Origin of the sequence: Colwellia sp. MB3u-41 (assembly GCF_014076845.1) — a bacterium.
Classification (GTDB): Bacteria; Pseudomonadota; Gammaproteobacteria; order Enterobacterales; family Alteromonadaceae; genus Colwellia_A.
This window is the reverse complement of the sequence record NZ_JACGUT010000048.1, coordinates 40,067-52,555: the sequence shown is the minus strand read 5'-3', so window position 1 is coordinate 52,555 and position 12,489 is coordinate 40,067. Positions and strand designations below refer to the sequence as shown.

Below are 12,489 nucleotides of genomic sequence, written 5' to 3'. Positions count from 1 at the left end.
TTGTCAGAGCGGATATTTGAGCAGGAGTCATACTGATATTAAACTCATTATAAAACTATAAAGGAATATTTTATGTCAAACCTAGAAGAGAAAAAGATATTCAGAGTAACGTTGATGGACACTTTACTTAACTTGCTTCGCAAGGAAAAAGAAAACAACTTAATGACAACGATATTTACACTAGGAGCTGCCCCCATAAAACCATTGTTTAGTAATTGGTTCATTAGTCTCACGTTCTTGCTTGGTCTTGCCGTTACATCCTTCAACGTTTCCGCCAGTTTAATCAAAACTATGCATATACAAATGCCATCTAGTAGTTTTGGTGTCAACGACATGCATGTGAGTTTCTTTGATAAAGTTACAGATGTCGGCGGCGCTTCAGATACACGAACCAACAATCCGTCTGACAGGTTCGACGGAGTGTCTGGTGTGGATAGCAACACCTTGAATTTTGCGGCACCGGCAAATACTAGATCAATTGATAACTTTAACGTAAAGATTCAGGGTAACCCAGTGGGCCTTCCGCTGGCGTCTAACATTGTAACCAAAGTCGAATTCACAAAAGATGGGAAGGTCATTGAATCCGAGACATTGGAGCTTGGTACGGATAATAGTGCCAAAGAGCGAGCGAAGACTAAGAAATTTAAAAAAAGAGTGACTGGCTTTACCAACGACGAGGCTTTCGACTTTTCAGATTTGACACAATCCCACCTTCGACTGTTTAACACCGACGCCTCGCTCAACTTACGGTACCTAATGACCGACTTCAAGATCTACACTGACTTGTCACTCGCCAATTTTACGCTCGAAGATTTCATGTACGATCTGCCTGTTGACAATCTGTTTCTAGAAATTTCGGAATTAGTGATAGAGCCAGGCGAAACCAGTGACTTCCTGCTTGGTTCCATGAACTTAGGTACCTATGCACTCGCCACAATCGGTACGCTGATTGTAGAGGATTTGTCTGACGGCTCGCGTTTTGAGTATTTGGTGCCGCAAGGGTATGCCCAAACAGTCGTCCCCGAACCTTTAACACTCGTAATCTTTCTGTTTGGTTTAGCTGGAGTAGCGTTCCGGCGTCGCATGTAAGAGCCCCACAAGTCGGTATTGCCTGCAATGCCAACAACTGTTCTTTTGATTGAGTTATCGGGATGAGAGTGTGTCTGGAACAGCTCTGCTTTTCAAATGGTCGCAGGAAGATATTTAACAAATGGTTTTTATAGAGATATTTGAACACCAGCAAGTTACTAAGCTACATCGTATTTGAAACTAAAAAAACCTTCTTAATATGCTGTTGCTAAAGTCCAAGTGAGTCAGAAAGAAGATACGAGTTAAGCTACAAAACTGTGGCCAATATTACTTGACCACTTCACTTTGTTCACATTCAGACTGAGAAATTTTTGGTGAAAAATCAGTTTCAAACTACACATGTATACATGAATGAGGTACGACCGCTATAAGGAATCTGCCTGAGTAATGCGGTTGTTCAGCCATATCCACTGTAAATCAAAACATACCAAAAATTTCAATATAAATTTCCAAATACTAATGTCTCGAATGTGGCAAAAGTGTGCGTTAGCAGTGTTAAAAACATCCAAAGATGACATCTTTTTTAATATCAACTTATTGTGGCAGAGTTAAATGTAATTGGTTAGCTTAGGTAAATGCAACTAGGTGGCACTGATACTAGATATTTTCCAATTAGACAATAAAGAGAAATTGGCGGTTATGAATTCGCCAGAAGCTTATATAGACAATGAAACATTAATATCAATAAGAAGACACCTAGAGCGTCTTTTTTATGTCTGAAATTCTAAGCTATGCAATCTAGATAAATAAAATAAACCTCTGAAGAAATCAATGCTTTCTCTCACCGCAATATCAAGCAACTTCACAGCAATAAAAAGCCAACAATTAAGTTGGCTTTTTTATACCTAATTTAGTAACTTAATTTATCTCCATACAACAAAAAAAATACATCAAATACACTTAAGTATCTCACTTACAGAGTCTTTTGCGTCACCAAATAACATCTGAGTATTTTCTTTAAAGAATAATGGGTTTTGAACCCCAGCATAACCGGTACTCATTGAACGTTTAAAGACAATCACTTGTTTGGCATTCCATACTTCTAGCACCGGCATACCAGCAATAGGGCTGGTTGGATCTTCTGCAGCCGCTGGATTTACCGTGTCATTTGCGCCAATCACTAAAACCACATCAGTTGTAGGGAAGTCATCGTTAATTTCATCCATGCTAAAAACAATATCATAGGGGACTTTTGCTTCTGCTAATAAAACATTCATATGCCCAGGCAAGCGCCCTGCCACCGGATGAATAGCAAAACGCACATCTATCCCTTTCGCTTTTAACGCTTGAGTCATTTCATAAACAGGATATTGCGCTTGCGCTACAGCCATACCATAACCTGGCGTAATAATAACGGATTTAGCTCCACATAACATATCAGCCACAGCCTCGGCATTTATTTCAATGTGATCGCCATAATCAGTATCGTTATCGATAACAACATCGGTACCAAAACCTCCGGCAATAACACTAATAAAAGAACGATTCATCGCCTTACACATAATGTATGACAGTATTGCCCCTGATGACCCCACCAAAGCGCCGGTTACAATTAACAAATCGTTGTTAAGCATAAAACCTGCGGCTGCGGCTGCCCAGCCAGAATAAGAATTGAGCATAGAGACAACAACAGGCATATCAGCACCGCCAATTGAAGCAACTAAATGCCAACCAAAGACAAGTGCAATAAAGGTCATCATGTATAGTGGATTAATAGCGCCATCACTTTGAACAAAGCTAATAAGTAAAACTAAAGTAACAATACCTGCTATTAAATTTAACTTATGACGATGTGGCAACATCAGTGCTGAAGAGCTAATAACACCGCGTAATTTAGCAAAAGCGACAATTGACCCCGTAAAGGTTACCGCGCCAATAAAAACACCTAAGAATACTTCAACTAAATGGATGTTGGTCGCCATTTGTTGGGTGTCGGTTAGGTTATACGCTAATGAATGATCCATTTCAAAATAACTGTTATAGCCAACTAAAACAGCAGCTAAACCAACAAAGCTATGTAAAATAGCAACCAGCTCTGGCATTTGTGTCATTTCAACTTTTTTAGCTAAATGTAAACCAATAAATGCGCCCACTGACATAGCAATAAATATCACTAAAACATTATCGACACGCGGATCAGCTATAGTTGCAATTAACGCCACCGCCATACCGCTGATGCCATACCAATTGCCGGTTTCAGCCGTTTCTTGCTTACTTAACCCCGACAAACTAAAAATAAATAATAATGCGGCAACAATATAAGCTGCGCTAATTAACCCTTGAGAAAATTCCATCAATGCGCCCCTTATCTTCTAAACATTTTTAACATACGTTTGGTCACCACAAAGCCACCAACAATATTTATTGTGGCAATGAGCACCGCAATTCCCGCCAGTATTTGTATTAAGATATTGTCTTGCCCTATTTGCAACAAAGCGCCAACAATAATAATGCCAGAAATAGCATTGGTTACACTCATTAAAGGCGTATGCAGCGAATGACTGACATTCCATACCACGTTGTAACCAATAACACAGGCAAGTACAAAAACAGTAAAATGAGAGAGGAAATCAGCAGGGGCAACACTGGCCACCCAGGCAAATAATATAGCGCCCAAGCCCATAAAAACATGCTTCTTAGTTTGTGAGGCTGGTTGAACTTCCTCAACAACGGCTTCGATTTTTATTGGTGCAGGCTTAACAGGTGCAGCACTGACTTGTATTGGTGGAGGTGGAAAGGTAATTTCATCATTTTTGACTACAATCATGTTGCGAACAACTTGATCATCAAAATCAACCGTAATGGTGCCGTCTTTATTTGGACAAACTAATTTAGTTAAGTTAACCAAATTGTTTGAATAAAGCTGTGATGATTGATTCGGTAAACGTGACACTAAATCAGTATAACCAACAATCTTAACACCATTAACATTAGCGACTTTACCCGGCACCGTTAACGCACAATTACCACCGCCCGCTGCTGCTAGATCGACAATAATTGAGCCAGGTTTCATTGAATGCACCATAGCTTCTGTAATTAATTTGGGTGCAGGTTTTCCTGGAATCATCGCAGTAGTAATAATAATATCAACATCTTTGGCTTGTTCAGCAAAAAGTGCCATTTCAGCATCGATAAATGCTTTACTCATTTCTTTTGCGTAACCATCGCCAGAGCCAGTATCTTCCGGTTCCTCGTAATCTAATTCAAGAAACTCTGCCCCCATACTTTCAATTTGTTCTTTTACTTCAGGGCGTGTATCAAAAGCGCGAACCACAGCGCCTAAACTTCCAGCAGTGCCAATAGCCGCAAGACCAGCAACCCCCGCACCAATAATCATCACTTTGGCAGGAGGCATTTTACCCGCAGCCGTAATTTGCCCGGTAAGAAAACGACCAAAAAGATGAGTGGCTTCTATAACAGCACGGTAACCAGCAATATTAGCCATTGAGCTAAGGGCGTCCATTGACTGAGAACGCGTCATACGTGGCACCATTTCCATAGCAAAAGTGGTGATTGATTTTTCCCGTAAAGCTTCAAGTAATTCAGGACTTTGTGCTGGGGCAATAAAGCTGACTAAATGTGCGCCATCTTTCATTTGCGCAACTTCGTCAAGTGATGGAGCATTCACTTTAAAAATAATATCTGACTGCCAACATATTTTTTTCGTGACTAAAGAAGCTTCTGCATCGGCAAATTCTTCATCAGTAAAACTTGCTTTTGTTCCTGCCCCCTTTTGTACATAAACAGTAAAACCAAGTTTGAGTAGAGCAACTACCGAGCTTGGCGATGCTGCTACTCGGTTTTCCCCCGTTAACGTTTCCTTAGGTATTCCAATATTCATAAGCCACCTTTTTTAAAAGATCACAACTTAAACTTCAACGTAAATTAAGGTAAAGCTGCAACATATTATTTTTCTTATGGATTTTATAATATATTTATTATGACTAATGTTTTACCATCAATTGAATGAATTTCATACACCTAAAAATAATAATGGTTATTTTTATAATAAATATAGAGCCCCTCACTGCGAGATAACTTTCATCTGTGAGGGGCTCTATGGTGTCAATGGAGTATAGCTAAACCTAATGATAAACTAGTTTAGCATTGCTAACTTTTGCTTTGCTGCTTGCTCTTTTTCTACATACTTAAACCACTGTTTAGCGGTTTTAGCCGAACTTTTAACTTTTTTTCCTTGTTCAAAGGCAGATAAAGATTGTTCAAATTGTTGTAAGTTAAATGCTGCCATCCCTTTGACTAAGTACATATTACCTAAGTTAGTCTCTGAATCTAATCCGCCACGGTTAAGTGCTTTATCCGCTGATTTTATAGCAAGTTGCCATTTTTCTAAATTTAAATAGGCCTGGGCTAAATGGGCATCAAATTTACCAGTATCGGAAATTTTAGCAGCGTTTATTAACACTGGAATAGATTTCTCATCATCTTTTGCAGCAATATATGCCTTGGCAAGCATATCTAAATACTTTTCCTCAGCAATCACTTTACCACTGTCTATTGCTTCAGCGAGTAAGTTCGCCGCTTTAATGGGGACCTGATGATAACGATAAAGCTGTACGAGGGTAATAATGTCGGTTGGTTGAGTCACATAACCAGCTTGCCACGCACTTTCCATCACCGCAAGTTGCTTACCTTCCTCACCTATTTCACCGTACATGGCTGAAAGCTGTAACCAATATTTAGGCTTGTTGTAATAACGAACCAAGTTTTCAATAACACGCGTAACTTCAATTGGTTGCTTTAATTCAAAGTAATTCGCACGTTGCAAGACTAACCAGTTTTCTTTGGGTATTTCATCGGCCGCGAAGCTCTGTGCAACCGCCTTTGAAACATAGTTGAGCGACTGCTGATATTGTTTGTTTTGGTAATAAACCTGCGCAAATAATACCTGTTGAGTATCGGTCATTTCTTTCGGGTTACTTGCTTGCCATAATCCTAAAAACATCAAAGACTGTGGAAAGTTTTGCATTTGCATTGATAATTGCGCTAACGAGTAAAGTGTTGATAGCCTTAATGATTCAGGGATCGCTTGTTCTTTGATAACTTTTTCAAAACTATCAATGGCTGAAGCCACATCGTCATTACCGTAGTACATAAAGCCATAGAAATTCCACAGCATTGCTCGCTCATAGCTGTTTAAACTTCCAATACGCTCTTGTACTTCGTCAAGTACATCAAACCCTTCGAGACCATTACCTTCATCAGCCAGTTTTTGTGCTCGAGCAAGTTGTGTGTAAACACGATTGCGCATTGCGGGTACTTTCACTGACGTGGATTTTTTAGCTGACTCGCCTTGTGCTTTAACTTGATCTTGGGCTTGAGCAATATTACCACCGATATTTTCGCTAAGTACTACTGGGGCACTAAAGAGTAATGCTATTGAAAGGCACGATAACGCTTTTCTTTTTAAAGTTGTCATTTTAGTCATTACAGACTCCTTAACCTTCTATTTGGAAAGAAATTTTGTTCTGTACGCCAGCAACTTCCATGGCGACACCATCAACCACACGTGGTTTATACTTAAATTTTAATGCGGCAGCCATTGCAGCTTGGTTAAAAATATTTTCTGGTTTAGCTTCTACCACTACAGCGTCACGTACAGAGCCATTCTTGGTCACTATAAATTCGACAATAACATAACCTTCAATACCACGAGATTGCGCGCGACGTGGATATATAGGGGCGACTTTTACAATGGGTAAATAGTCGCCATCACCGCCACTTAAACTTAAACCGCCCGCTAAACTTAGATCCGTTTGAATGTCAGCACCAAACCCAGAGCTTGTACTTAAGGCATTAGGGTTGGCTTGTTGCATTTGTGGTTGCTGCATCTGCGGTGGTGGTGCTTTAGGCGCAGGTGGCTTTTGTGGTTTTCTTTCCTTTGTCGTTAATTGTGGCTCTTTTTTTAGACGAATAAAGTCAAGCACATTACCGCGAGGTGCTTCTGTTAAGGCGTTATTTCCCCCCGAAATCAGTGCTTGCATACCCCATAACAATAAAAAGGTCATTACAACAGCAAGCAATAAACCTATGCTATAACGGGCTGGCGTGTTCATCACGGTTGCCATGACCTACCCCTCTTGTGCAGCAATTGAAACGTCATAAACGCCTGCAGAACGAGCAGCGTCCATGACTTTGATTAACGTGTCAGTTGTCGACTTTTGATCCGCTTGAATAACCACAGTACCCTGTGGGTTTTCGGCCTTTAATCGTTCTATATTCGCCTGAACTGCTCGAATATCAATACGGCGCTTGTTAATCCAAATCTCACCTTTTTCACTAATCGCCACTAAAATATTGGCACGCTCTTTTTTTACTGCCGTAGCCGCTTCAGGGCGATTCACTTCAATACCGGCTTCTTTAACAAACGAGGCGGTAACGATAAAGAATATCAATAAGATGAAAACAACATCTAACATCGGTGTCATGTTAATTTCTTCGGCTTCTTCTTGTTCTTGTAAAATATTTGATAATTGAGAACGCATAGCGCTTCTCCTTATTTAAGTGCTAATTATTGGTGAGCCATGGGAAGGCTATCTTGCATTTGCTCAGTTCTACGTTTTGTTTTACGCTGCAACCAAGTCACCATAAATACCCCAGATAATGAACCAACCATGCCTGCCATTGTTGGGATAGTAGCGCGTGAAACACCTGAAGCCATTGAACGCGCATTACCACTACCTGAAATAGCCATAACGTCGAACACTTCAATCATGCCTGTTACTGTTCCCATTAAACCAAGCAGCGGGCACAGTACAACTAAACATTGAATTAACGTTACATTCGTTTTCAGCATTTCGGTGGCTCTTGAAACATGCGCGATTCTTATGTGCTCAGCATTCCATGAATGTCTTTCTGTACGTTTAAACCAACTTCCAATGATATTTTTTTTCACTGCTTTGTAACTGTGTAAATAGAAAAATAATCGTTCAAAAATAAGTAACCACATTAAACAGATAACAGCTGCAATAACACTTAGCACAAGCCCCCCCGTATCCAAGAACGCTTGGATACGATTCATCATTTCGATGAAGAGGATCATTATTTATGCTCCTTGCTCTGGTGTTGCTGTTTTAGCTGAGCCTTCTGAGCGTTCAGCTAAAATCCCAGCGCTTTGCTGTTGTAAAATATTAATAATGCCGCGGCTTCGCGTATTAAGTAAAGTTGAAATAAAGACCATAGGTATCGCAACAACTAAACCAAGTACGGTGGTAACTAAAGCTTGAGAAATACCACCCGCCATTAATTTAGGGTCACCAGTACCAAAGAGCGTAATCGCTTGGAAGGTATTAATCATGCCGGTAACCGTACCTAATAAACCAATTAAAGGCGCCACAACTGAAATTATTTTGATAAAAGTAAGCCTTGTTGTTAATACCGGTACTTCTTTTAGAATGCTTTCAGAGAGCTTTAACTCTAACGTTTCAACATTGTCATTCGGGTTTTTATCTTGAACTAACATCACACGACCTAGCGGATTATCATTTGATGCGGTATTCGTTTTTAATTGACGGCTAACTTTACCACCAATAAAGAAAAGGGTAATAAAACGTTCAATTGCGATCAGTAAACCAATAAGGCCAATCGCTAATATAACGTAGCCAACGGCTCCACCTTGCTCAACACGTTCTTGTATATCAGGTGCCTGGACTAATAATCCTAAAATTGAACCACCCGTTGGGTCTAAAGCAAAAGGAACAACGTCGCCAGTGCTTGACGTTAGTTCATCAGCACTTGATAAGTAACGGCTTGAGGGTTGCCTCTTTAATTGAGCAACAGCACCTGTTTCATCAATATACTCAAGGTACTGTCCTTGTGAAACCAAGTTAAAACCACCGACTCTAACGACATCAGCTTGGCTTTTTTGACCATTCGCTAAAACAATTTCGCGGCTAAATTTATGTACCTTGCCGCTTTGCGTCATCTCTCGTTGTAATTCAAACCACAAACGTTCAATTTCTTCGATAGAAGCTAACTTAGAAGAAGAGCCCATACTTTGTGCAAATTCATCTAAAAACTCACCACGTCCAGCAATTTGAGCTGAAACAACCGACGTTTGAAATTTACTGCGCGTATCGCCAGCAACTTGTTGTAAAACACCAAACAACTCTTTTAATTCACCCATACGTTTATTAAGCGCATCGGTATTATCACCAAGCTTTACATCATTGTCTTGAAAGCTCTTCTCGAGCTGAGTACTTAAATTAATGCCTTGGTCACGCTGCTGACTGGCTTGATTCAATAATTGAATTTGTTGGCTCTTCTTTGCATTAAATTCAGCTTCACGACTTTGATTCTGCTTACTTTGCGCGATTTTACCTTGCGCTAGTTGTGACAATAAATCATCTAAGTTTGTTGCTTGTTGAGCGATAACTTGGCTACTGAATACAGAGACCACTGACAACGTAATTGCCGAGAGTAATGTTGTTAATTTTTTCATAGCGATATTCCTTATTCAGCCGAGTTTTGTACAACAGGTACAATAATTAAGTCTGGGGCAAGTTGTTTACGAGCGATGCGTAAACCTTTATTAATATCTAAACGGTATTGAGCTGAAAGGGGTTTCCATGACTTTGATGCATTATCCCATAAGCCTAATTTTTTTCCATCACGTGTTTGATACACTAAACTCACCCGACCAATTCTGAGGAAATCAACATTTTGTTCACTACCCTCTATATCAATTAACCCCGTGTATGCTTCAATAGTTCGTCCGTAATCAACTTCAACTTGATAAGCTTCTAGTACCCGGCGAAACTTCTCTGAAATAGCAACGTCGGCACGTTCCATCATGCTTTTTAAGTCGGTGATACGTTGATTACGCTCAGTCGTTAAAAACTGCACATCTAAAGCAACAAAGTTTTCGAGTGTTTCAATCATACGGGCCATTAACGGTGAAATTTGGCGCTCTATGATGCTGACTTGTTCCATCGATACCGCAATTTGGTCAAGCTCTTTTAATTGGTTTGCCACTTGCGTATTCATTTGTTGGTTATAAACGGTTAAGCCGTCAATTTCCTTGTTAATGGTTTTAAATTGTTGCAACTTTGTTTGTATTTGCTCGTTAATGGTATTAACACGCTGTTGAGATTGACTTGCTGATTGGTTGATTTGTGTTCCCGCATCAACAACTTGACTCAGTTGTTTGTCGTTACTTTCTGCAGAGGGGGTTGCATGGCTAATTAAGCTGGTTGTGCTTAAACTGAGTATTAAACAAGCTTGTGCAATTTTTGAAAGTTTCATAGTAAAACCTTTTTACCTTTGTTTGAGTTAATCAGTTTTTATTTGATTACCCCTAAAATTAATGTCGATTATGTTAATGGCTAAATGTGACGATTAAGTTTCAGTAATATTGCCGATTTATTAAATGAAGAGTGTTATTGAAAATAAAAATGGATAAAAATGAAATTAAAAAATTAGCGACTACACTTATTAGAAGAAAATAAAATTAGTGAATGACAAATTTTGAGGAATAAATGAATGATGAGATATAACGCAGCAGGTATAACCTCAATAATAATATTACTCTTAATAACACAATCATACTCACCTAAGGCAATGGCCTATAATGTTGCTCAAAACATTTGTGAGTTTGTTGCCGCTGACGACAAGAGGCGATTCCGCTCTTTATTAAAAACACAACGTATTAAAATACGCTCTATTTTTGATGATATAACCTGTAACGGTAAAAATATATTATTTTTTGCTGCAGCAAGCAACGCTAATAATGTTGGTGAAATGATTATTAAAAAATTGCCAAAAAAAGTATTAGGTGAATTAGCTGATGAATTAATACTCACCTCGCCAACATTAGGTGCCTTAGCTAAAGAAAGATCAGGCTAAATAATACTCACTATAAGCCATAAAGAACCACTAAAATTCGTGTACCTTAAAGCCTAAATTAGCGTTATCGACTTAGGATAAATCTTTATTAGCGCTTAATAGTCGCCAAGCGCTAATACAAAGTACGCTATAAACAACACATTCCCCAATACGTTGTAACAGGCCACGGATCTCTAGCATCGCTTCATCGAGCATCAACACAAATAAAACTTGCCATAAACAAGACAAAACCACCCAAAAAACTCGCTGTAAAACAGAGATTTTTGGTGTGAATGAAAGCAAGAACAATCCAAGTGATGTTGATATGAAGGTAGCCACGGCAAGGGCATTGTGCATCAATTGACTCATACCTCCATCAACAGGGCAGCCAAAATCGCATGGAGAAAATGCTGAGCCCATGTAAGCAATAGGCTCGGCAATAAGTAACCAGTATCCTATGCGACTAATGCCGCGAACAGGTGCTTTATCGGCAGTAACAAAAAGTAAAAGGCTTGCTAGAACACCAAATAAAAAGAAGCCAAGCCAACTGACTATTCCTGCATAGGGAGTACCTGTTGCATTAAGTTCACTAATAAATTGGCTAATGTGAGAATAGTCAGGTTTGAGTGCAGCACCGCCAAATAACATCATTAAATAACTGATAATAACAGCGATAACAAGCCAACGTTTATTGATGGTTTCTCTCCATACTGCAGTAAAATAGCTATGTGCCATTAAGGACGCAAATAATAAACGCTCAACTTTTATTTAGATATAAAGTAAAAATGTAAACGGTTCTCTATAGCGTTATTTTTCAGACAAGAACTTTCTCAAATGATAAGCAAAATAGATAAACCACAAATATATCATGAGATCCAAGCTACGCTGAACACTACCAACAAAAGCTAATTTAGGATCTAAATTCAACAATGCATAGATACATAAAAAACCGATACCATAGCTAAATATTTTAAACGTTTTAGATTTAGCCCAAAATGATGAACCTGATGAAATAACAAACATGGATACTATTCCAGATAAATAACCCGGGAACGCAGATAGCATATGAATATTATGTGACAGTGATGGTGTTGTAGGGCGGCATTCAAAATCGCAAGGGAAAAAAGCGGCAACACTGAGCGTACCCCCATAAAGTCCAATAAAGCACAATCCGCTAAAATTAACCTTTGTCTTAGGAATAACAGAAAAGCATATCAATACAAAAGCAAGCATGAACAACTCTGTTGGCATGAACCCTATATAATTAACATAATTTCCGTGCGGCGAGCCTGTTGCGCCTAGTTCACTAATAAACTGCGAGGTATGGCTATAGCCAGGATAAAACAGACCACCTATAACGATCGTTGCTGTAAACCATAAAAGACTCAATATCGGCAAAGTTAACAGTAAATTTTTCTTATTAACGCCATACATTATTTATAACATCCTTATTTTAAAATAATTGTTTTATGAGAGCACAAATCAAGCCATAAAAATACCACTTTTAAATCAATAAATTAAAGAAGGTGGTAAATATTATAGTGATGAAAAAATCAAGTC

The 12,489-nt window shown here is 39.0% G+C and carries 12 protein-coding genes; 2 read left to right on the top strand and 10 right to left on the bottom strand.

Annotation, left to right across the window (positions count from 1 at the left end; translation table 11 throughout):
- Window positions 1–72 precede the first annotated feature (72 nt).
- Window positions 73–1,089, top strand: a complete 1,017-nt coding sequence (locus tag H4J73_RS04750) for a PEP-CTERM sorting domain-containing protein (protein WP_182178853.1) — start codon at window positions 73–75, stop codon at window positions 1,087–1,089.
- Between the two features lie 890 nt (window positions 1,090–1,979).
- Here H4J73_RS04750 and pntB read toward each other — a convergent pair.
- The 8 genes from pntB to H4J73_RS04710 all read right to left on the bottom strand — a co-directional run bounded on the left by pntB (window position 1,980) and on the right by H4J73_RS04710 (window position 10,350).
- Complete coding sequence (gene pntB, locus H4J73_RS04745; RefSeq protein ID WP_182178851.1) at window positions 1,980–3,383, bottom strand: Re/Si-specific NAD(P)(+) transhydrogenase subunit beta; 1,404 nt, start codon at window positions 3,381–3,383, stop codon at window positions 1,980–1,982.
- 11 nt (window positions 3,384–3,394) lie between these two features.
- On the bottom strand, window positions 3,395–4,930 hold the full coding sequence (locus H4J73_RS04740; protein ID WP_182178849.1) for a Re/Si-specific NAD(P)(+) transhydrogenase subunit alpha: 1,536 nt from the start codon (window positions 4,928–4,930) through the stop codon (window positions 3,395–3,397).
- A 255-nt stretch (window positions 4,931–5,185) separates the two neighbouring features.
- The gene (locus tag H4J73_RS04735) at window positions 5,186–6,535 is read right to left on the bottom strand and encodes a lipopolysaccharide assembly protein LapB (protein WP_182178847.1); all 1,350 of its coding nucleotides are present in this window, start codon (window positions 6,533–6,535) and stop codon (window positions 5,186–5,188) included.
- 10 nt (window positions 6,536–6,545) lie between these two features.
- A complete protein-coding gene (locus tag H4J73_RS04730) occupies window positions 6,546–7,175 on the bottom strand; it encodes an energy transducer TonB (RefSeq protein WP_259366639.1) in 630 nt (209 codons plus the stop codon).
- Between the two features lie 3 nt (window positions 7,176–7,178).
- Complete coding sequence (locus tag H4J73_RS04725) at window positions 7,179–7,592, bottom strand: biopolymer transporter ExbD (RefSeq protein ID WP_182178845.1); 414 nt, start codon at window positions 7,590–7,592, stop codon at window positions 7,179–7,181.
- 26 nt (window positions 7,593–7,618) lie between these two features.
- The gene (locus H4J73_RS04720; RefSeq protein ID WP_182178843.1) at window positions 7,619–8,149 is read right to left on the bottom strand and encodes a MotA/TolQ/ExbB proton channel family protein; all 531 of its coding nucleotides are present in this window, start codon (window positions 8,147–8,149) and stop codon (window positions 7,619–7,621) included.
- Window positions 8,150–8,152: 3 nt separating this feature from the next.
- A complete protein-coding gene (locus H4J73_RS04715; RefSeq protein ID WP_182178841.1) occupies window positions 8,153–9,547 on the bottom strand; it encodes a MotA/TolQ/ExbB proton channel family protein in 1,395 nt (464 codons plus the stop codon).
- A gap of 11 nt (window positions 9,548–9,558) precedes the next feature.
- Window positions 9,559–10,350 (bottom strand): DUF3450 domain-containing protein, encoded by a 792-nt coding sequence (locus H4J73_RS04710; RefSeq protein WP_182178839.1) that lies wholly within the window; start codon window positions 10,348–10,350, stop codon window positions 9,559–9,561.
- Window positions 10,351–10,587: 237 nt separating this feature from the next.
- On the opposite strand from H4J73_RS04710, the gene H4J73_RS04705 reads away from it, so the two are divergent.
- On the top strand, window positions 10,588–10,950 hold the full coding sequence (locus tag H4J73_RS04705; protein WP_182178837.1) for a DUF3718 domain-containing protein: 363 nt from the start codon (window positions 10,588–10,590) through the stop codon (window positions 10,948–10,950).
- A gap of 72 nt (window positions 10,951–11,022) precedes the next feature.
- On the opposite strand, the gene H4J73_RS04700 is transcribed toward H4J73_RS04705, so the two are convergent.
- Both H4J73_RS04700 and H4J73_RS04695 read right to left on the bottom strand, forming a co-directional pair.
- Window positions 11,023–11,664: a DUF998 domain-containing protein gene (locus H4J73_RS04700; protein ID WP_182178835.1), complete on the bottom strand. Its 642-nt coding sequence runs from the start codon at window positions 11,662–11,664 to the stop codon at window positions 11,023–11,025.
- Between the two features lie 72 nt (window positions 11,665–11,736).
- The gene (locus H4J73_RS04695) at window positions 11,737–12,363 is read right to left on the bottom strand and encodes a DUF998 domain-containing protein (protein ID WP_182178833.1); all 627 of its coding nucleotides are present in this window, start codon (window positions 12,361–12,363) and stop codon (window positions 11,737–11,739) included.
- Between the last annotated feature and the right edge of the window lie 126 nt (window positions 12,364–12,489).

Coding starts and splice junctions, on each gene's coding strand:
- H4J73_RS04750 (WP_182178853.1), top strand. CDS start 73: ATGTCAAACCTAGAAGAGAAAAAGATATTCAGAGTAACGTTGATGGAC.
- pntB (WP_182178851.1), bottom strand. CDS start 3,383: ATGGAATTTTCTCAAGGGTTAATTAGCGCAGCTTATATTGTTGCCGCA.
- H4J73_RS04740 (WP_182178849.1), bottom strand. CDS start 4,930: ATGAATATTGGAATACCTAAGGAAACGTTAACGGGGGAAAACCGAGTA.
- H4J73_RS04735 (WP_182178847.1), bottom strand. CDS start 6,535: ATGACTAAAATGACAACTTTAAAAAGAAAAGCGTTATCGTGCCTTTCA.
- H4J73_RS04730 (WP_259366639.1), bottom strand. CDS start 7,175: ATGGCAACCGTGATGAACACGCCAGCCCGTTATAGCATAGGTTTATTG.
- H4J73_RS04725 (WP_182178845.1), bottom strand. CDS start 7,592: ATGCGTTCTCAATTATCAAATATTTTACAAGAACAAGAAGAAGCCGAA.
- H4J73_RS04720 (WP_182178843.1), bottom strand. CDS start 8,149: ATGATCCTCTTCATCGAAATGATGAATCGTATCCAAGCGTTCTTGGAT.
- H4J73_RS04715 (WP_182178841.1), bottom strand. CDS start 9,547: ATGAAAAAATTAACAACATTACTCTCGGCAATTACGTTGTCAGTGGTC.
- H4J73_RS04710 (WP_182178839.1), bottom strand. CDS start 10,350: ATGAAACTTTCAAAAATTGCACAAGCTTGTTTAATACTCAGTTTAAGC.
- H4J73_RS04705 (WP_182178837.1), top strand. CDS start 10,588: ATGATGAGATATAACGCAGCAGGTATAACCTCAATAATAATATTACTC.
- H4J73_RS04700 (WP_182178835.1), bottom strand. CDS start 11,664: ATGGCACATAGCTATTTTACTGCAGTATGGAGAGAAACCATCAATAAA.
- H4J73_RS04695 (WP_182178833.1), bottom strand. CDS start 12,363: ATGTATGGCGTTAATAAGAAAAATTTACTGTTAACTTTGCCGATATTG.